The 20,232-nt window shown below is 56.8% G+C and carries 14 protein-coding genes; 5 read left to right on the forward strand and 9 right to left on the reverse strand.

Translation table 11 applies throughout. The annotated features are described in order from the left end of the window. Positions 1-9: 9 nt before the first annotated feature. The 3 genes from BKD70_RS07270 to BKD70_RS07280 all read left to right on the forward strand — a co-directional run bounded on the left by BKD70_RS07270 (position 10) and on the right by BKD70_RS07280 (position 3,404). The gene (locus tag BKD70_RS07270; RefSeq protein ID WP_047273691.1) at positions 10-663 is read left to right on the forward strand and encodes an ABC transporter permease; all 654 of its coding nucleotides are present in this window, start codon (positions 10-12) and stop codon (positions 661-663) included. After that, positions 660-1,817, forward strand: coding sequence for a betaine/proline/choline family ABC transporter ATP-binding protein (locus BKD70_RS07275; RefSeq protein ID WP_047273689.1), 1,158 nt, complete (start codon positions 660-662; stop codon positions 1,815-1,817). Before BKD70_RS07270 ends, BKD70_RS07275 begins: the two co-directional genes overlap by 4 nt. Positions 1,818-2,240: 423 nt before the next feature. Further along, on the forward strand, positions 2,241-3,404 hold the full coding sequence (locus tag BKD70_RS07280) for a type III PLP-dependent enzyme (RefSeq protein WP_047273687.1): 1,164 nt from the start codon (positions 2,241-2,243) through the stop codon (positions 3,402-3,404). A 53-nt stretch (positions 3,405-3,457) separates the two neighbouring features. On the opposite strand, the gene BKD70_RS07285 is transcribed toward BKD70_RS07280, so the two are convergent. The 5 genes from BKD70_RS07285 to BKD70_RS07305 form a co-directional block, all read right to left on the reverse strand. Then, positions 3,458-4,471, reverse strand: a complete 1,014-nt coding sequence (locus BKD70_RS07285) for an alpha-xenorhabdolysin family binary toxin subunit B (RefSeq protein WP_139047528.1) — start codon at positions 4,469-4,471, stop codon at positions 3,458-3,460. A gap of 18 nt (positions 4,472-4,489) precedes the next feature. Further along, positions 4,490-5,698, reverse strand: a complete 1,209-nt coding sequence (locus tag BKD70_RS07290; RefSeq protein WP_047273683.1) for an alpha-xenorhabdolysin family binary toxin subunit A — start codon at positions 5,696-5,698, stop codon at positions 4,490-4,492. A 273-nt stretch (positions 5,699-5,971) separates the two neighbouring features. Beyond that, entirely contained in the window at positions 5,972-7,186 is a 1,215-nt protein-coding gene (locus BKD70_RS07295) for a hypothetical protein (protein WP_047273681.1), read from the reverse strand. 209 nt (positions 7,187-7,395) lie between these two features. Then, positions 7,396-8,151: a tetratricopeptide repeat protein gene (locus tag BKD70_RS07300; protein ID WP_047273679.1), complete on the reverse strand. Its 756-nt coding sequence runs from the start codon at positions 8,149-8,151 to the stop codon at positions 7,396-7,398. A gap of 3 nt (positions 8,152-8,154) precedes the next feature. After that, complete coding sequence (locus BKD70_RS07305; RefSeq protein ID WP_047273677.1) at positions 8,155-8,835, reverse strand: Fe2+-dependent dioxygenase; 681 nt, start codon at positions 8,833-8,835, stop codon at positions 8,155-8,157. Positions 8,836-9,051: 216 nt separating this feature from the next. Between BKD70_RS07305 and BKD70_RS07310 the strand changes: the two genes are divergently transcribed. Both BKD70_RS07310 and BKD70_RS07315 read left to right on the forward strand, forming a co-directional pair. After that, entirely contained in the window at positions 9,052-11,370 is a 2,319-nt protein-coding gene (locus BKD70_RS07310; RefSeq protein WP_047273675.1) for a TonB-dependent siderophore receptor, read from the forward strand. A 122-nt stretch (positions 11,371-11,492) separates the two neighbouring features. Further along, a complete protein-coding gene (locus BKD70_RS07315) occupies positions 11,493-14,027 on the forward strand; it encodes a sulfite reductase flavoprotein subunit alpha (RefSeq protein WP_047273673.1) in 2,535 nt (844 codons plus the stop codon). A 65-nt stretch (positions 14,028-14,092) separates the two neighbouring features. Here BKD70_RS07315 and BKD70_RS07320 read toward each other — a convergent pair whose 3' ends face one another. The 4 genes from BKD70_RS07320 to ptsP form a co-directional block, all read right to left on the reverse strand. Next, positions 14,093-14,497, reverse strand: coding sequence for a hypothetical protein (locus BKD70_RS07320; RefSeq protein WP_047273672.1), 405 nt, complete (start codon positions 14,495-14,497; stop codon positions 14,093-14,095). Between the two features lie 176 nt (positions 14,498-14,673). Continuing rightward, a complete protein-coding gene (locus BKD70_RS07325) occupies positions 14,674-16,416 on the reverse strand; it encodes a PTS fructose-like transporter subunit IIB (RefSeq protein WP_047273670.1) in 1,743 nt (580 codons plus the stop codon). After that, positions 16,413-17,369: a 1-phosphofructokinase gene (gene pfkB, locus BKD70_RS07330; protein ID WP_047273669.1), complete on the reverse strand. Its 957-nt coding sequence runs from the start codon at positions 17,367-17,369 to the stop codon at positions 16,413-16,415. The genes BKD70_RS07325 and pfkB overlap by 4 nt, the downstream gene beginning before the upstream one ends. After that, positions 17,369-20,230, reverse strand: coding sequence for a phosphoenolpyruvate--protein phosphotransferase (gene ptsP, locus BKD70_RS07335; RefSeq protein ID WP_047273667.1), 2,862 nt, complete (start codon positions 20,228-20,230; stop codon positions 17,369-17,371). Before ptsP ends, pfkB begins: the two co-directional genes overlap by 1 nt. Between the last annotated feature and the right edge of the window lie 2 nt (positions 20,231-20,232).

A 20,232-nucleotide genomic window follows, 5' to 3' on the forward strand; every position in this document is an offset into this window, starting at 1 on the left:
GGAGAAGACATGGAATTTCTAAACGCCTTTTCCCACATGGACTGGACGCTTGTACTGCACCTCACATGGCAGCACATCACCCTGGTCGGCATCGCCGTCACCTTGGCCATTGTGGTCGGCGTGCCGTTGGGCGTGCTGATGACGCGCTTCCCGTCGTTAGCCGGGCCGATGCAGGCCAGCGCCACGGTGCTGCTGACCATCCCGTCCATCGCCCTGTTCGGCCTGCTGCTGCCGTTCTACTCCAAGTTCGGTCAGGGCCTGGGGCCGATGCCGGCCATCACGGCCGTGTTCCTTTATTCACTGCTGCCCATCATGCGCAATACCTTTCTTGCGCTCACCGGTGTTGAACCGGGCATTCGTGAAGCCGCCCGCGGCATCGGCATGACCTTCGGCCAGCGCCTGCGCATGGTCGAATTGCCCATCGCGGTGCCGGTGATTCTGGCCGGTGTACGCACCGCTGTCGTGATGAACATCGGGGTAATGACCATCGCCGCCACCATCGGCGCCGGCGGTCTGGGTGTACTTATTCTGGCTGCCATCAGCCGCAGCGATATGTCGATGCTGATCGTCGGCGCCGTGCTGGTCAGTGTACTGGCCATCATCGCTGACCTGCTTTTGCAATGGCTGCAACGCTCGCTGACTCCAAAAGGACTGCTCAAATGATCGAACTTCAAAACCTCAGCAAAACCTTCCAAAGCAACGGCAAAGATGTCAAAGCCGTCGACTCGGTAAACCTGACCGTCAACGAAGGCGAAATCTGCGTATTCCTCGGGCCATCGGGTTGCGGCAAAAGCACCACGTTGAAAATGATCAACCGCCTGATCAAGCCCACCTCCGGCAAGATTCTGATCAACGGTGAAGACACCACTGACCTCGACCCGGTGACCCTGCGTCGCAACATCGGTTACGTGATTCAGCAGATCGGTTTGTTTCCGAACATGACCATCGAAGAAAACATCACGGTCGTACCCAGGCTGCTGGGCTGGGACAAACAGAAGTGCCATGAGCGGGCACGTGAATTGATGAGCATGATCAAGCTTGAACCCAAGCAGTATCTGCACCGCTACCCGCGCGAGCTGTCGGGCGGCCAGCAACAGCGCATCGGCGTGATTCGCGCCCTGGCCGCTGATGCCCCGCTGCTGTTGATGGATGAACCGTTCGGCGCCGTTGACCCGATCAACCGTGAAATGATCCAGAACGAATTCTTCGAGATGCAACGGGCGCTGAACAAGACCGTAATCATGGTCAGCCACGACATTGACGAAGCCATCAAGCTGGGCGACAAGATTGCGATTTTCCGGGGCGGCAAGCTGTTGCAGATGGACCACCCCGACACCCTGCTCGCCCACCCTGCCGACGAGTTTGTCAGCAACTTTGTCGGTCAGGACAGCACCCTCAAGCGTCTGCTGCTGGTCAAGGCTGAAGACGCAGCCGACAACGCCCCTTCAGTCAGCCCTGAAACCCCGGTGGGCGAAGCACTGGAACTGATGGACGAACTTGACCGTCGCTATGTGGTGGTCACCTGCGCCGACAACAAGGCGCTGGGTTATGTACGGCGTCGCGACTTGCATCGCCAGACCGGCACATGCGGGCAGTTCCTGCGCGAATTCACCGCCACGGCGGCGTCCGAGGAACACTTGCGCATCCTGTTGTCGCGCATGTACGAATTTAACCGTTCGTGGTTGCCGGTAATGGACACCGAGCGTGTGTTCCAGGGTGAAGTCACCCAGGAATCGATCGCGGCTTATTTAAGCTCCGGTCGTTCACGTGGCGCCAAGACCAGCATCGTGTCCCCAGCCGAGACCGCACTGGCTTAAATCGCATCCCGCAGGCGCAATCCGCTCCAGGCTCTGCCTCCCGTTTCATTGCAAACCGCTATGAAACGGGAGCAGAGCCTTGCGCCTGCGGCCTCTGGGCACCTCTAAAAACGCCTTATTGAACATCCCCTCCCTGCCACGGTCGGTTACTTAAACCGCCGGTAAACAGCCTGCGACGAACTCGTGCAAAAACGCGACATTTTTTGTTGATCAATGGGCAATCACCCCCTACAGTTCGCGCCGAACATCCATGCTGGAAACGATCCATCCGGCTCAAGTACTGACGACGAGACAGCAAGGTTCATTTACCTTTTTTGCTTTCGGCGGACATGCCTTGGGAAGTAGGCGAACCAAAGTGGGGATACGGAGGATGTTCAGTTGCGCCCATTTATTGATGACGTTTGCCACCAGGAGTCCCTCAGCATGTCGATTAAGGTCGAAGACTATTACGCGCGCGATACCTTTCAGAAAATGAAAGCGTTCGCTGACACCCAAGAAACCCCGTTCGTGGTAATCGACACCGCGATGATCAGCCAGGCCTACGATGACCTGCGCGCAGGTTTCGAATTTGCCAAGGTGTACTACGCCGTCAAGGCCAACCCGGCGGTTGAAATCATCAACTTGCTGCGCGACAAAGGCTCGAACTTCGACATCGCTTCGATCTATGAGCTGGATAAAGTGATGGCACAGGGCGTGAGCCCGGATCGTATCAGCTACGGCAATACCATCAAAAAATCCAAAGACATCCGCTACTTCTACGAGAAAGGCGTGCGCCTGTTCTCCACGGACTCCGAAGCCGACCTGCGCAACATCGCCAAAGCCGCGCCTGGCGCCAAGGTGTATGTGCGCATCCTCACCGAAGGCTCGACCACCGCTGACTGGCCGCTGTCACGCAAGTTTGGCTGCCAGACCGACATGGCCATGGACTTGCTGATTTTGGCCCGCGATCTTGGCCTGGTGCCTTACGGTATTTCGTTCCATGTCGGCTCCCAGCAACGCGACATCAGCGTCTGGGATGCCGCCATTGCCAAGGTCAAAGTGATTTTCGAACGCCTGAAAGAAGAAGACGGCATTCACCTGAAGCTGATCAACATGGGCGGTGGCTTCCCGGCCAACTACATCACTCGCACCAACAGCCTCGAAACCTACGCTGAAGAAATCATTCGTTTCCTGAAAGAAGATTTTGGCGACGACCTGCCGGAAATCATTCTGGAACCGGGCCGCTCCCTGATTGCCAACGCGGGGATTCTGGTCAGCGAAGTGGTGCTGGTGGCCCGTAAATCGCGCACCGCTGTGGAGCGCTGGGTGTACACCGATGTCGGCAAATTCTCGGGTTTGATTGAAACCATGGACGAAGCGATCAAGTTTCCGATCTGGACGGAAAAGAAAGGTGAAATGGAAGAGGTGGTCATCGCGGGGCCCACCTGCGACAGCGCCGATATCATGTATGAAAACTACAAGTATGGTCTGCCACTCAATCTGGCTATCGGCGACCGTCTGTACTGGCTGTCGACCGGTGCTTACACCACAAGCTACAGCGCCGTTGAATTCAATGGTTTCCCTCCGTTGAAGTCTTTTTACTTGTAATCCCACACGCCCATGCAGCCATGCTGCATGGGCGTTTTGCTCTGACGCTTAAATCAAACACGCACCTGACGCAACACTGAAATAAACGTGGTCAGGTGAGTTTGCAATGAAACAATGTCGCACTCGTCAGCTGTTTGAAAAAGACGACACTCTCTTAGAAACACCACCAGACTTTCCACGACCAGCCCCACTTGTTCTACCCATTGCGTTCTTGCCGTCAAGACGGCGTCATAGGATTCAAGTTTTTCCTTGCGCGCCTGCAACGCCTTGATTTTCTCTTGAACTTCGTGGCGCTCAAGGTTGTTGGCGGATATATTTTTCGACAACCGCACGAGGGCTTCGCCCAAGGACACCAGCTTTGCCGCTGCACCAAACATATCCAGGTACTTCTCTAATCGCTGCAGTCCTAATTTGATAATTTCAACATCAAGCTTGGGAACCAGTGCCTGCGACACTAACATCTGCAGCTCTTCGGCAGTGGGGAGGGCTTTTTTAATATGCTCCTTCCAAAAATCAGTCTCGAGTAATTCTTTAGCAGCTTTGATGGCATCCCAATCTGCCTGCAGTTGTTCACCCGTGGCTTTCAATGCGGCTTCACGTGTCACCAGTGCCGTGAGGCGAGCCTCATCATAGTCAATCATATCGCCTGCGAAGTGATCCAGCGTCAATGCGCCTATTTCTGCCCGGTTGGCCTCAATCAAGCCTTGGGCGGCCTCGACTTTTTGCACAACGTGGCGCAATCGTTCCTGGCAGAACGCGTTCAAGTCTTCAAGGCCCTTGGCCTTCAATTTGGGGTCCAACGATGAAGCTTCAGCAATCCCTTTATATTGCTTGGCAATATCGCTGATACCTGCACTGGACAGTGACGCTTCGAGTGCGATGGCCTGATCGACTAAAGAGCGACTATGGCTATTAATCAGTAGTTGCGCCCGCATCACACGCTCCTGCAAACCAGGAAGTGTAGCAAAAGTATTACTTGCAACCGCACTGTTAAACACACTTACAGCCCCTTTGACGGCGACCATATTTAAAGCGGGATAGAGATTCAGGTTTGTGATTCCGTTCACGTTTATATTCCTTATAAATCAGGGTTGTAGCAGTTCATTGAACGCTGTGGAAATTTGCGCAGAGTAGCCCTTGATACTGGTCCAAGGATTAATAACCATAGAAAAATGCATTGCAAACTTATGGAGCTCCAACAGGGTATCTACTTTTTTCAAGGATTCGCTGGCGTCATCTAGGTAAGCAGCTATATACGTCCATATTTGCGACAGCTGCTTGGCACCCACTTCAGCCCCTAACATTTGTCCTTGCAGATCAACAAAGTGCAGTTGAAGATCATCAAGCAACTCAGCTAACTTATCGGCAGATTTAAGCTTCTCTAACAACTTGCGTCTATCAGCAATAAGTTGATTTTTTTCCTTCCGGATTTTTTCAGCCTTACTGCCAAAAACTCCCCCCGTTACCACAAGCCCGAATGGCCCCAAAACCAAGCCTGAGAAAGAAGCCCCTACCGCGTTTTTGTAAGCACTGGCAAGCGCATCGATTTGCTCATTGAGCTGTAGAACTTCTTCAAGTAATGCCTGACGCTCATGCTCTTTGCCCGAGTTTTTATAGGCCATCATTTTGGCTTTAACCAAAGGGATCAAATCATCGGACAAACCTTTCTCAAAGCCCTTGGCCAATGCCCCAACCTGCTCGACAGACTTGATAAAACCGGTTGTACTCTTCTTGGCGTCTGCTAAATACCCCACCATCTTTTCAATGGCGAGCTTCTCTGTACGGTCTAGCCAGATAGCGTGAAACTTTTGTTGTTCTTCCTCGGTCAGATCTTTTAAAGTCCCTTCCAGCTGTCGCCCTAATTCAACAGTCCTTATAAGCGATACAACACTTTCGCCCGTGGTTATAAAATTAGCTGCGAATTTCTCCAGTTCTCTCGCGACTTCTTTACTGCCCGACTCTACGGCGGGCCACGTATTAGCATGCGCCACGGTGCGCTCATTCAGCTTTAAAATATCTTCTGGCGACAAGCCCTCAATTTCAATACGATCATAATTCAAACGCTTTCTGACCACGTCCAGCGAGAGCGGTAGCATTTTGGCAAAAGCGACATACTTACGCGTATTATGAATATCCTCTCGCCGTATTATAAAACCTATATCTTTTGGATCAACAGCAGACCGCGTTTCCCCCGCCACTAACTTAATGTATTCCCCCGGCAAACGAATGGCTGCCACATCAACACTTAAATCACTGATACTTTCCAAGTCAATATCCAACGCCAAACTATCCATTTTTTAGCACCTTTAATTTATGAGCCTGCTCTTAACAGCCTAGAGCCAAACCCAACTTACTCAACACGACTAAAGCATCAAAGATTGTAGGAGGATGACACATCTGGATATGAGAAGTGGCGAAAGACAATAGGGTTACACTTGGAAATAAAAGCACCTTTGAAATAATTAAAATAGTAAGCCCCCCCTCTAATTCAGCCCACTCCGTGTGTGCAAGAGGCGTCGGCACGCTAAGTTTTACTGTGCCCATGATATGAAAGGAATAGTCATACACTACCCCGCCGTCCAGTCATCGCGCTCCAATATGGTTGTAAATGAATTGTAGACTTGCTCAGTCAGTGATTTAACGCGCAACCAGGTTTTCATCAGCCTCACGAGATTTATTTTCAGTTGGGTGAGGTCTGACAGGTGGCTCACCTGCTTCAAATACTCATTCACGCCCAACACATACCACTTGAGGGGGTCCCACGCCTGCTCCATCTCGCGGCAGGTCACGGCGGCAGCCATAAAGCGTCCGCGTAGCTCAAAAAATCGTTGTTGGGACACGTATAGAATCGTGCCCAAAGCGTCCTGCGGCAAATGGGCGAAGACTAAACGCCCGCGCTCGACAACCAACCGATGAATCTCCCCTCTCACTATTCCGGCCTGGCGGCTGAATACACCTGAACTGGCATCCAGACTGAACCGTGGCATCATGCCGGGTGCTGTTTCCGTAATCAGCCGTTCATAATCAGTGACCCGCGTATTTAGCTGCTCATCTATCGCGCGCAAATCAGTCTCAAAGGAGGCACTGACTGGCAGATTATTTACGTGCGAATAGGCCTCTAAAAGCGCAGCAACTTTTGGCATCAACACGTTCACCAGGGTGTTATTGAATGCACGGCATTGGGTGAAGATGGTGGTATTGAAGAAGCCTCGTATATCCGGCTGCTCGTGAACCCGATTTAAACGTATACCTTCAAGCGCAGAACGCTGTTGATCAGTCAACGCAACAAGTTGCAGATCCCCTTCGTTACGTTGAAGGTCTGCGGATTGCCCTTCCGCGATCCCATCGATATCTTCAACCAGTTGAAGAAAACGCTCCGGGATGTCTCCTGCCAATTGGTTCATGCTGTCGCATGCAACTTTGACGGCATGTTCAAGGTTGGTCCAGGCCTTGGTGTGCGTCAGTACCTGTTGATGAAAACTCACTATTTGTTCCGGCTCAAGTCCTTCCAGACCCACAGCCCGTGGGGGATACAGCCGCTTTACGCTCTCAAGAGTCGTGGGCAGGAGGCGTGCATGGTCAACATATAATCGAATATTTTCAATATCCGTGCGCCTAAATAAAAACCCTCTGTCGGCACGAGGAATTCCACTTATGCGTACACCCGCCAAATACTGCATAAAGCGCAACGGTACGACAATCGATTGCTCGAACACGCCCGATTGTTCATAAAATTCAGACCCGACAATAGATTCCAACTCATCGACATAATGCTCAGACATCGTGCAACTCCTGTTCAATTAATACAGATGAACAAGACTAAGCCTAACCACGACGCCCGCAATACAGGCCAAGCGCTAAATCCTGTAAGAGAGTGCGCTGCGTGACAGCGCTATTGACCATTGCACTAACTATTACTATTGCGTCTGTAGTGCAATAACTATTTAACGCAGATCTTCTTTAAACTTGCGCCTGCCAGAACGGCATCTGATCACGCGAGTTGAAGTTGTGCCACGCGCTGTGCAAAGTCTGAGGCCATTGAACGAATGCGCGCATCCGGCGCCTCCATGAGGGATCGCTGAGCAACGCGCAAAAAATTCAGATTCCCGCCAGCGAGCGCCTTGCGCAACCATTCAAGGGCTTCGTCGACTTGCCCACGTTGAGCCAGGACAGCGGCATGGCTGAACTGCCCACGAAAATCTCCGCCCTCAGCCGAACGTTGGTACCACTGCCAGGCGGCTTTAAGGTCCTGTGCACAGTACTGACCGTCCTCCAGATAACGGCCCAGCAAATTCATCGACTTGGCGTGCCCCAGCTCAGCCGCCTGCCGGTACAAGGCCATGGCGGCAAACTGATCCTCTGCTACGCCGCGCCCCGTGGCCAGCAAGTTGGCGTAGTTGTACATGGCCCAGTCCAGTCCGGCTTCGGCTGCCTGACGGTATTCCAGACTGGCCAGAGTCAGATCCGAAGGCCCGCCCCAACCATGCTCCCAACAGCGACCGAGCATGTTGCGCGCCATCAGGTGGCCCGCGTTGGCTGCGATCTGGAACCAGCGCCTGGCCAACACCGGGTCACGTTCGATGCCTTGCCCGTCGAGCAAAATCTGCCCCAGCAACGCCTGGCCATCGACGATGCCTTGCTTGGCTGCCAGCAGGATCGCCTGAGCCGCCCGCGCAGGATTTTCAGCCAACATGGCGCTGAGCTGTTCGCCATCGAGCAATTCCTGGCGGCGTAGTTGAAAACTCATGGGTTATACCTCAACCCAGCGGCGCAGCAGGTTGTGGTAGGTGCCGGTGAGCTGAATGAGCGAAGGGTGATCAGGCACGTCACGGGTCAGTTGCTGGATCGCGCCGTCCATTTCGTACAACAGCGTGCGTTGGCTGTCTTCACGCACCAGGCTTTGGGTCCAGAAGAAGGAGGCAAACCGGGTGCCCCGCGTGACGGCGTTGACCTTGTGCAGGCTGGTGCCGGGGTACAAGACCATGTCGCCAGCGGGCAATTTGACGTGCTGTACGCCATATGTGTCCTGAATCACCAGTTCGCCGCCGTCGTAATCATCGGGGTCGTTGAAGAACAGGGTCGACGACAAATCCGTGCGCACCCGCTCAGGATTGCCCTTGGGCTGACGCACCGCATTATCGATGTGGAAGTCGAAGCTGCCGCCTGCCGTGTAACAGTTGAGCAACGGCGGGAACACTTTATGCGGCAAGGCGGCTGACATGAACTGCGGGTTCTGCCACAGCCGATCAATCATGGCCGCGCCAATTTCTTTGGCGAGCGGATGGCCTTCCGGCAATTGCAGATTGTGCTTGGCCTTGGCGGACTGATAGCCGGCCGTGATTTTGCCGTCAGCCCAGTCCGCCTGCTCCAGTGCCTCGCGAATACGCAGGACTTCTTCACGGGTAAACAAGCCGGGAATATGCAGGAGCATGACGCAGTACCTGATAGCAAAGAGATGGCAATGGTATTGATTCTTATTGATCGTGTAAAACGCTGATCGAGGCAGGAGACGAACGAGTGTGAAAAAACCGTAAAGCAAAATTGTAAAGAATGTAAATTTCGCGCTAATAGTAATTGATCTCAATTGATAGGCAGAATTGTTTGCACTATATTTCTCTGCTCAAATTCTGGGGGAAGGGATCTAACGATGTTGCGCCAACCAATAAAAATACCTGTCAGCTCGCCGCGTTTGCTGGCTTCGGCCATCGGTGTAGCAATCACTGCAACCTCTGCCGCGCACATGGCTCAGGCGGCTGAAAGCACCGAAAGCAAGGCACAGGGCAACAGTATTTCCCTTGGCGCAACCACCGTGACGGGGGAGCAGCAGGACGCCTATCAAACTGAAAAGGCAGACTCCCCAAAATACACGGCCCCCCTGATCGACACCCCGCGCTCGATCACCGTGATCCCGCAGCAACTGATCAAAGACACTGCGGCCACTTCGCTGCAAGACGCCTTGCGCACCGTTCCGGGTGTTACGTTCGGCGCTGGCGAAGGTGGCAACCCGCAAGGCGACCGCCCCTTCATTCGTGGTTTTGATGCCCAGGGTGATACTTATCTGGATGGCGTGCGCGACACCGGCGCACAAAGCCGCGAAATCTTTGCCGTAGAAAACATCGAAGTCGCAAAGGGACCGAACTCTGCCTTCGGCGGACGTGGCGCGGCAGGCGGCACCATCAACCTCGTGAGCAAAAAAGCTCATTTGGGTAATTCTTTCGATGCGGGTTATACCTGGGGTTCGGATCAAACCCAGCGTTACACACTGGATGGCAACTACCAGTTCAGCGACACAGTAGCAGGCCGTTTAAACCTGATGAGCCACGAAAGCAACGTTGCCGGACGTGACAACGTTAACTACGACCGCTGGGGTATCGCCCCGTCGCTGGCCTTTGGCCTGGGCACTGACACGCGCGTTAACATCGATTACTACCACATGGAAAGTAATGACCTGCCGGACTCAGGCATTCCTTACGGTTTCTCTGTGGGCAAGACTCACACTGCCGCGAGCCCCGACAAGCCGAACGACGGCGGCGACAGCACGAACTTTTACGGTTTGACTGATCGTGACTTCCGCAAAACCCGGACCGATATCACAACACTGGCCTTCGAGCATGATTTCAATGACAGCCTGACTGTCAAAAATACGCTGCGTCATGGCAACAGCATGCAGGACTACATCCTGACGCAGCCGGATGACAGCAAAGGCAACGTGAACAATGGCAGCGTTTGGCGCAGAGCCAACTCGCGAGTAAGCAATACTGCGACGACAACCAACCAAACAGATCTGTTTGGTGATTTCTACGTTGCAGGCTTCAAGAACAGTTTTTCCACCGGGATTGAAATTAGCCGCGAAACCAGCGACAGATCCTCTTATAACGTCAATACCGATACCATTGGCAGCACCAGTGTCGCTGATTCAAGCTGCACGCCGGGGATGATCGGATCACCAAGTGGTTATAACTGCACCTCTCTGGGTAACCCGACACCGAACGACCCATGGAGCGGCGCAATCTCGCGCAACTATCTGGGAACGGCCACGTCCAGCAATACTCGCGCTCTATATGTAATGGATACGCTGGAACTGTCGCCTGAGTGGCTACTGAACATGGGCCTTCGTTACGACCATTTCGAGACCCAGTACAAAACTCACGCACTGGATTCAAAAACCAAAGCACCGGTGACCTATAAAGGTGAAGACACCAGCGACTTCTTCTCCGGCCAACTGGGCTTGGTCTGGAAAGTAAGACCGAACGGAAGCATCTATGTTTCTTACGCCACGTCAGCTACCCCACCCGGATCAATGTTGGGTGAAGGCATGGAAGGTAACGCACTTTCAGGTTCTCCTGAGCGCAGCGGAGCATTCGCCAGTAGTGACCTTGAGCCCGAAGAAACAACTAACTACGAGCTCGGCACCAAGTGGGATGTGTTCAATGACCGCCTCTCTCTGACCGCTGCTATTTTCCGTACAGAGAAAGAAAACACCCGAGTTCAGGTCGACACTGCATCTTACGAAAACGCCGGTAAAACCCGTGTAGACGGCATCGAGTTGTCTGCCAGCGGCAAGATCACCGACAAATGGCAAGTGTTCGCCGGTTATAGCTACCTTGACGCCAAACAGCAGGACGGCGGCCCGTTGAACAAGGCTACCGATGGCAACAAGCTGCCTAACACGCCGCGCAACAGCGCCAGCCTGTGGACTACGTACGCCATCACGCCCAAGCTGACTGTAGGTGGCGGCGCGTTCTATGTAGACGACGTGTTCGGCAACGTTGCCAACACCACCTATGTGCCGTCTTATACGCGCTACGACGCCATGGCCAGTTACAAGCTGAGCAAAAACGTCGACCTGCAACTGAACGTACAAAACCTGACCGACAAGACCTACTACGACAAAGCCTTCTCGACCCACTTTGCTAATCAGGCACCGGGCCGTACGGCTTTGCTGACCACCAATTTCCACTTCTAACCAGATGTCACGTTAAACCAAGCCCCGTCCATCCCATGGCCGGGGCTTTTGTGTGCAAGCCGGATCACTTTCGGTCTCGACGTATAAAACAAGCATTCAATTGAGCAAGCAAGGCGGTCGTTGTGTTCAAGAAAACACTGTTTCAACTGCACTGGTTTTTCGGGATAACCGCCGGTCTGGTGCTGGCCCTGATGGGCATTACCGGTGCAGTGGTGTCGTTTCAGGACGAACTGCTGAACGCGCTCAACCCGTCTGTACTCAAGGTCGAAAAACTCGACAGCGGCGTGCTGCCACCTGCCGAGCTGGTGCGCAAGGTCGAGGCCACGGAGGGCAAGCAGGTCGCGATGTTGTGGGTCGGTATCGACAGTGACAGCGCCGCCCGCGTGTTCTTCACCCCGCCGCCGGGCGAGCGACGTGGGCAGATGCGCTATGTCGACCCCTACACCGGGACTTATCAGGGCGACGCCGTGGGTCAGGATTTCTTCGGCCTGATGCTGCAATTGCACCGTTTTTTGGCCATGGGCCAAACCGGGCGGCAAATCACCGGCGCTTGCACCTTGATGCTGATTTTCTTTTGCCTCTCCGGACTGTACCTGCGCTGGCCGCGTAAAGCGCTGAACTGGCGCGCATGGCTGACGCTCGATTGGGCGAAAAAAGGCCGTAGCTTCAACTGGGATTTGCACGCAGTGGCGGGCACCTGGTGCATGGTCTTCTATCTGCTGGCTGCGTTGACCGGGTTGTCATGGTCCTACGAGTGGTACAACAAAGGCTTACAAACACTGTTTGGTGATTCGCATCAGGGCGAGCAACGCAAAGGCGGCCGTGGCCAGCGCGGCCCGGCCGGGCCGGCTCCCGTGGCCGATTACGAGGCAATCTGGGCCAGCATTCAAAAAGCCGCTGGCCCTGAGCTGAGCCTGTACAACGTGCGCATGCCACCGGCGGCCGGTCAGCCTGCGACCGTGTTCTACCTGAGAACCGACTCGCCCCATGAGCGTGCTTTCAACCAGATCGTGCTTGACCCGACCACCGGCGCGATCAAAAAGCACGAGCGCTACGACGATAAAAGCTACAAGGCGCAACTGCTTACCAGCCTCTACGCGTTGCACGTCGGCAGTTACTGGGGCCTGACCGGGCGCATCCTGGTCACCGTCGCCAGCTTGACCATGCCGCTGTTTTTCATCACCGGCTGGTTGTTGTATCTGGATCGACGCCGCAAAAAGCGTCAGGTCAAAGAGGCCCGTAAAGGGTTGGCTGGCAACAGCAGCGATGCGTCTTCCTGGTTGATCGGCTTTGCCAGTCAAAGCGGATTTGCCGAACAACTGGCCTGGCAAACGGCAGGCCAGTTGCAGTCGGCAGGGCTACCGGTACGGGTGCAGCCGTTGGCGGCACTCAGTGAAAAAGACTTGCAGCACGCGGGCAACGCCCTGTTTGTGGTCAGTACCTTTGGCGACGGTGAAGCGCCGGACAACGCCCGGGGCTTTGAACGCAACGTGCTGGGCCAACCTTTAAGCCTGCGCACGCTCAAGTATTCAGTGCTGGCCTTGGGTGATCGCCAATACCCGCACTTCTGCGGGTTTGCGACACGCATTCAACAGTGGCTCAGCGAGCGCGGCGCGCAGGCATTGTTCAGCCCGGTGCAGGTCGACAGCGGCGACCCCGATGCGCTGCATCAGTGGCAACAACACCTCAGCCAACTGACGGGAGGCGCACCCAGTGTCCCGTGGCAAGCGCCCAGCTACAACAACTGGACCCTTGAACAGCGCGACCTGATCAACCCCGGCAGCCGCGGCTCCAGCGTGTATCTGCTGGGGTTGCGTGCGCCTGACGCCCATTACCGCTGGCAAGCCGGCGATCTGGTCGAGGTCATGCCGCGCCAGTGTGCGTGGGCAGTTGAACACTTCCTTGAAGGCCTTGGCCTGAGCGCCGACAGCCCGGTACAACTGGCAGGCCTGCAAGAAACACTGGCTCAAGCTCTTGCTAGCCGCCAACTGCCGGAAAACCGCGGGCATCTGGTGGGCATGCATGCACAAGCGTTGGTCGATGCCTTGATCCCGTTGAACATGCGCGAATACTCCATCGCCTCGATCCCGGAGGATGGCGTGCTGCAACTCATCGTGCGTCAGGAACGGCATGCGGACGGGAGTCTGGGGATTGGTTCAGGCTGGTTGACAGAGCACGCGCCTGTGGGGTCGAGCATCAACCTGCGCGTGCGCCGCAACAGTGGTTTCCACCTGCCTGCTGAAGCTTGCCCGCTGATATTGATCGGCAACGGCACTGGTCTGGCCGGTTTGCGCAGCCTGCTCAAGGCCCGGATCGCTGCGGGCGAACAGCGTAACTGGCTGTTCTTCGGAGAGCGCAATGCCGCCCATGACTTTTACTGCCGCGAAGAGCTGCATGGCTGGCTGGCCAACGGGGATCTGGAGCACCTGAGTCTGGCGTTCTCCCGGGATCAGGCGCAGAAAGTGTATGTGCAGGACCGCGTTCGCGAAGCGGCTGACGAGATCCGGCAGTGGCTCGCTGAAGGGGCTGCCCTTTACATCTGCGGCAGTTTGCAAGGCATGGCGGCGGGGGTTGATCAGGCATTGATCGACATCGTGGGAGCAGAAGCATTGGAACGCCTGATAGAACAGGGTCGTTATAAGAGAGACGTTTACTGATCAATACCCCTCAGCCTTTAACAGCGGCTGAGGGGCATTCAGAACATCGCGTCACGTCATGCCGTCTATTCTGTTTTCTTTATAGGCAATCCGGCTTCTTTTCGGGCATCCATAATAGAGTCCGTGTTCATGCAGTGTTTAAGTTCGCAATTATTGGTGTAGTTGCACGCGTCAACACAGGGAAAACTGCGCTGGCTATTATTGGCATCCAAAAGCGTGCACACATCGGCCGAGTTACCTTCAATCGTGCCATTCGCATTAATATCTTTGCCGAAAAACAAACAGGTCACGCTTCCCCCGCCAATGGGCAACATATCGCAGGGTACGCCACCCACCAACACCCATTTACCCTCACACAAAGCGGCGGCAGAAGCCGTCGCGCTGAACGTCATGAACGTAGAAAACAAAACACCCAGCGATGCTGAAATAATACGTTTGAACAGTTTTTTAGAATTGTTATAGCTCTTCATAATTATCAACTCAGGTTTGGTTAATAAAATAAACCGTAAAGACCGGTTCATTTATAAAACTACACCCGCGTTTACCCACGCATCAAGCACCTCCTTTGCGCCCTCGAACAGGCACAATAAAAAACCCCTGCTTATTAAATAAGGCAGGGGCTTTTTATGCTCAGCGTAATGATGAGTCAGGTAGAAGCCGTTTCCAACGCCATTTCCACTGGCTCCGGCCGTTTAATCACGGCATAGACCACCGCTGTCAGCACACTGCCCGCCACAATGGCCAGCAAGTACAGCAGCGCGTGGTTGATGGCATTGGGGATCAACATCACAAACAGCCCGCCATGCGGGGCCATCAACTTGCAGCCGAAGTACATCGACAACGCTCCGGTCAACGCGCCACCCAGCACGCTCGCCGGGATCACGCGCAACGGGTCTTTGGCCGCAAACGGGATCGCGCCTTCCGAGATGAAACACATCCCCAGTACCATCGCTGCCTTGCCGGCTTCACGCTCGGTCTGGGCAAATTTGCGACGCGCGATCAGGGTCGCGATACCCAGGCCTATCGGCGGCACCATGCCCGCCGCCATGGTGGCCGCCATCGGTGCATAACTTTGCGAAGCCAGCAACCCGACAGAAAACGCGTACGCCGCTTTGTTGATCGGGCCACCCAGATCGACGCACATCATGCCGCCCAACAACACGCCCAGCAGGATCGCGTTGGTGGTGCCCATGCTGTCGAGGAAGTGGGTCAGCCCTTCGAGCATGCCCGCCACCGGTTTGCCCACCACGTAGATCATCACCAGCCCGGTAAACAGGCTGGCGAATAACGGGATGATGAGAATTGGCTTTAACGCTTCCAGACTTTGCGGCAGACGCGCGTAGCGGTTGATCGCTTTGGCGCAATACCCGGCAATGAAACCGGCAATGATGCCGCCAATGAAACCTGCACCCAACGTGCTGGCCAGCAAGCCGCCAATCATCCCCGGCGCCAGGCCCGGACGGTCGGCAATCGAGTAAGCGATGTAGCCCGCCAGCAGCGGCACCATCAATTTGAACGCGGCATCGCCGCCAATCTGCATCAAGGCGGCGGCCAATGTGCCGGGCTCTTTATACGCGGTAATGCCGAAGACGAATGACAGGGCGATCAGCAAACCGCCCGCCACGACCATCGGCAACATGAACGACACACCCGTCAGCAGGTGCTTATAGACCCCGGTCTTCTCCGATTTGACAGGCGCCTCGGCGCCGGACGCCGCGCTCTCTACACGCCCCTCGCTCAAGGCTTTTTTCAGTGTGGCTTGCGATTGTTTAAGGGCAATGCCCGTCCCGCAGCGGTAGATTTTTTTGCCGGCGAAACGCTCGGTGGGCACCTCAATGTCAGCGGCCAGCAACACCACATCGGCTTCACGGATGGCCTGGGCGCTCAGCGGGTTTCTGGCACCCACCGATCCCTGGGTTTCGATCTGCACCTCATAGCCCAGTTGCTTGGCCGCTTGCTGCAAGGCTTCGGCGGCCATGAACGTGTGGGCCACGCCGGTCGGGCACGCCGTCACGGCGACGATTTTGGGGGCATGGGAATGGGCAGGCGCTGCGTCTTGCCCAACGGGATCGACCGCCGTGTAGACCTGCGCTTCTTCAACGCCCCGACGCAGTATCCCTTCCACATCCTGCAAGGCTTGAGCCGGGGTGCTCTGGAATATGCGTTTGCCAATAAAGCGCTGCATGTCCAGCGGTGTGCTGCTGACCACCAGAATCCACTCAGCCTCGTCGATGGTGGCTGCCGACAATTGGCGTTCCGGGTGCTTGGGGTCATGCACTTCGACACTGGTGCTCCACCCCTGACGCTGCGCCGCGGCGTCCAGCAATCGGGCACACAACACGCTGGTTACCATGCCGTTGGGGCAACCCGTCACAATGGCTAATTTCATGAGCTTGCCTCTTGTTCTTCTGTCAGGGGATGCACGCGCACGCCACGTTCGAGTGTCGCCAGTTGCGCCCTATCGCTGATACCAAAACCGATCTGGGTAACCGCCATCGCGGCAATCGCCGTGGCAGTGCGCAGTGTCTGTTCAGGGGAGTGGCCGCTGAGCAGGCCGTGCAGCATGCCCGCGAGCAGTGAATCACCAGCACCCACGGTACTGGCGACACTCACTTTGGGCGGCAATGCGTGCCAGGTCGGGCCATGGCTGAACCAGTTCACACCCTCGGCCCCTTGTGAAATCACCACGTGCTCGACGCCCTGGGCGTGCAGGCGGGTTGCCGCTGCGACCTGTGACGCCAAACTGCTGATATCCGCGCCCAGCGCGTCGCTCAGTTCTTCGGTGTTGGGTTTGATCAGCCACGGTCCCGCGTTCAAACCGTGTTTCAAGGCTTCCCCGCTGGTGTCCAGAATCACTTTCAAGCCCATGGTCTTTAGCCGCAGCAGCAGTTCATACAGCCACTGCGGGCTGACCCCTCGCGGCAAACTGCCCGCGACCACCACAGCGTCATGGCTGGCGGCAATCAGGTCGAGCGTGTCGAGCAGGGCTTGCTGCGCGGCCTCGCTGACCTGCGGGCCCGGCCCGTTGATGTCGGTGACACGGCCATCGTCTTCGGCCAGTTTGATGTTGCTGCGGGTCTCACCGGGCACGCGGATAAACGCGTCGACAAAACCGCGACGGGCAAACAGCGCATTGAAGGCGTGTTGATTGTCTTCACCGAGAAAGCCGCTCACGGTGAGTGTGTGGCCCAGATCCGCCAGCACTTGCGCCACGTTGACGCCCTTGCCGGCCGCATGGGTCAGCATCGCCTGGCTGCGATTGACGTCGCCCGGCTGCAAGTGCGCCACGCGCACCGTCAGGTCCAGCGCCGGGTTGAGGGTGAGGGTCAGAATCTTGGCCATCAGAGCGCTTCCACCAATTGACGTACTTCGTCCGGGCTGCCCACGCCTAATGCGTCGGCGGCCAGGGTTTTGAGACGGTCCATGCTCAGCTCGCGTACCCGCGCCTTGACCTCGGGAATGCTGCGCGCCGACACACTCAGTTCATCGACCCCCAGCCCGACCAGCACGGGAACGGCCAGCGGATCAGCCGCCAGTTCGCCGCACACTCCCACCCACTTGCCATGGGCATGGGCGGCGCGCACGGTGATGTCGATCAGTTGCAAGACAGCCGGGTGCAAGCCGTCGGCCTGAGCCGACAAGGTCGGATGGCCACGGTCGATGGCCAGCGTGTACTGCGTCAGGTCGTTGGTGCCGACACTGAAGAAATCCACCTCTTTGGCCAGCACCGGCGCCAGCAAGGCGGCAGACGGCACTTCGATCATGATCCCCAGTTGCAGGTCAGCGACCGGGATTTCCTGACGCAAGCGCTCGGTCATGTCGCGGGCAGCGCGCCATTCGGCCACGCTGCCGACCATTGGGAACATGATGCGCAGCGGGCGGTTGTCGGCCGAACGCAACAAGGCGCGCAACTGGCTTTCCATGACCTGCGGGCGCTGCAACGTAAGACGAATGCCGCGCACGCCCAAAAACGGGTTTTCTTCCTTATCAATCGGCCAGTACGGCAGCGGCTTGTCGCCCCCCACGTCCAGCGTACGCACCACCAGCGGGCGGCCGTTGAGGCCATCCAGAACCCGGCGATATTCGGCTTCTTGAGTGGCTTCATCCGGGGCTTGGGAATGGGCCATGAAAATCAGCTCGGTGCGCAGCAGACCGATGCCTTCAGCTCCTTGCTCGACGGCACTGGCCACGCCTTTGCTTTCACCGATGTTGGCAAACACTTCCACCGCGTGCCCGTCGCGGGTCACGGCAGGCTCATGGCGCAATGCACTGGCGGCCTGCAAACGCTGTTCACGACTGTCACGCTCTAGCGTTGCGCGTTGCAGGGCCTCGGCGTCCGGCGCCACATGCAGGCGTCCGCTCTGACCGTCGATCAACAAGGGCGTGCCCGGTGCCAGCAACAATACGGCGTCGCCTGCACCGACCAGCGCCGGAATGCCCAGCGCACGGGCGACGATGGCACTGTGGGCCGTCGCACCACCGCGCGCAGTCAGAATGCCCGCCACCCGCGCCGGGTCGAGCCGCGCCACGTCTGAAGGTCCCACTTCATCCATCACCAGCACGTAAGGCTGATCGGGTTCGGGCGGGGTTTCGATGCCGCACAACTGCGCCAGCACGCGGCGGCCAATGTCGCGCAAATCGGCGGCACGCTCGGCCAACAGCGCATCCTGCAACGCCTCTTGCTGACGCGCCGCCGCTTCAATCACCGACATCCACGCCGCTTCAGCGCTTTCGCCTTGCTTGAGGCGGTTATCGACGTCATCGGTCAGCTCGGGATCATCGAGCATTTCCTGATGGGTGATGAAAATTTCGCGAATGGCCTTGGACTGGCTGCGCTGAATCAGCGTTTCGATGTCCTGACGTACTTCGGTCAACGCGTGTTGCAAACGCTCGCGCTCCACCACGGACGATTCACCGCGCACCGGGTAATCCAGCACTTGCAGCACGTGAACATGCGCCGGGCCAATCGCGATGCCCGGGGCGGCCGGGATGGCGTTGATCACACTGCCGGGCGCCGGGGCGGTCAGCACGTGAGCCACGTCCGCTACGGGGACGGGCGCTTCGCTGAGGGCTGGCAACGGCTCGACGTCTTCGCCCAATCCTTCTTCGATAGCCGCCAGCAGGGGGGGTAGCGCGTCGCTGGCAATGCCCGGCTCGGCCACAAACTCCAGCACCTGGCCGCGACGGGCCCCCAGACTCAGCAACTTGCTCAAACTTTTGGCCGACACGGGCGACTCATGGCCCCCCACGATGCTGACGCGAATCTCGCCCTCAAAACTTTTGGCCAACTGCGCGAGCACTTTAGCCGGGCGCGCATGCAGCCCGTGCGCGTTGGCGAGGGTAATACGCGCACTCGGCCAGTCGGCCGGCAATTCGCCCCCCAAGACTTCAAGCACGGCGCGGCGGCTGGTGGCATTGCCCAATTCGTGACCGCGGCCTTCGATCAATAAGGCACACAGCCGCTCCAGCAAGGCCTGGTGAGCCTCCCCCAGGCTGGCGAGGCAGAACAGACCGCTGAGCGGCTGGCCCAAGTAGCGGATCGGTTTGTCGGGCGTGACGAAAGCCAGCCCCGGCCGCCTGACCATTTGCTCGCTGTGCAGCCACCACAGGCCATCCCCCAGCGGCAGCGCTTCAACCTGCTGCAACACCGCAGCGAAGCCGTTATCGACGCATTCAGCCTGACGCAGCAAACGTGCCCCGCGCCAGACCAACTCTTCAAAGTCGTCTGCCGAGACGCCCAAGCCAATCATTTGCGCGTCGAGCGCCAGTTCCTGAGGCGCGCCTTGAAGCAATTTGAGCAGGGCCTGGGCCGAACTCGCGCGTCGTAAGGCTTCGCCCAGATCGGTTTCGCCCAAGGCACGGGTCAACAGTTGCAACAAACGCAAGTGCTCGTCGGACTTGGCAGCAATGCCGATGGCCAGGTACACGATTTGCCCGTCGCCCCAGTCCACGCCTTCGGGGAACTGCAACAGGCGCACGCCGGTGGTGAACACCAGGTCGCGGGTTTCAGGGGTGCCATGGGGAATCGCGATCCCCTGCCCCAGAAAGGTCGAGCCCTGAGCTTCACGCGCTCGCAAACCGTCCAGATAGCCTTCGGCCACTAAGCCATCAGCGACCAGCTTCTCGGCGAGTAATTGCAACGCAGCAGACTTATCCACAGCCGTCTGGCCCATGGATATCTGCTCTATGGTGAGCTCGAGCATGC

The organism is Pseudomonas sp. BS-2016 (assembly GCF_001806145.1).
Classification (GTDB): domain Bacteria; phylum Pseudomonadota; class Gammaproteobacteria; order Pseudomonadales; family Pseudomonadaceae; genus Aquipseudomonas; species Aquipseudomonas lundensis.

Bases quoted from the DNA above. Each gene is read 5' to 3' on its own strand.
- BKD70_RS07305 (WP_047273677.1), bottom strand. From the start codon at position 8,835: ATGCTCCTGCATATTCCCGGCTTGTTTACCCGTGAAGAAGTCCTGCGT.
- BKD70_RS07320 (WP_047273672.1), bottom strand. From the start codon at position 14,497: ATGAAGAGCTATAACAATTCTAAAAAACTGTTCAAACGTATTATTTCA.
- BKD70_RS07270 (WP_047273691.1), top strand. From the start codon at position 10: ATGGAATTTCTAAACGCCTTTTCCCACATGGACTGGACGCTTGTACTG.
- BKD70_RS07300 (WP_047273679.1), bottom strand. From the start codon at position 8,151: ATGAGTTTTCAACTACGCCGCCAGGAATTGCTCGATGGCGAACAGCTC.
- BKD70_RS07310 (WP_047273675.1), top strand. From the start codon at position 9,052: ATGTTGCGCCAACCAATAAAAATACCTGTCAGCTCGCCGCGTTTGCTG.
- BKD70_RS07295 (WP_047273681.1), bottom strand. From the start codon at position 7,186: ATGTCTGAGCATTATGTCGATGAGTTGGAATCTATTGTCGGGTCTGAA.
- pfkB (WP_047273669.1), bottom strand. From the start codon at position 17,369: ATGGCCAAGATTCTGACCCTCACCCTCAACCCGGCGCTGGACCTGACG.
- BKD70_RS07290 (WP_047273683.1), bottom strand. From the start codon at position 5,698: ATGGATAGTTTGGCGTTGGATATTGACTTGGAAAGTATCAGTGATTTA.
- BKD70_RS07275 (WP_047273689.1), top strand. From the start codon at position 660: ATGATCGAACTTCAAAACCTCAGCAAAACCTTCCAAAGCAACGGCAAA.
- ptsP (WP_047273667.1), bottom strand. From the start codon at position 20,230: ATGCTCGAGCTCACCATAGAGCAGATATCCATGGGCCAGACGGCTGTG.
- BKD70_RS07280 (WP_047273687.1), top strand. From the start codon at position 2,241: ATGTCGATTAAGGTCGAAGACTATTACGCGCGCGATACCTTTCAGAAA.
- BKD70_RS07325 (WP_047273670.1), bottom strand. From the start codon at position 16,416: ATGAAATTAGCCATTGTGACGGGTTGCCCCAACGGCATGGTAACCAGC.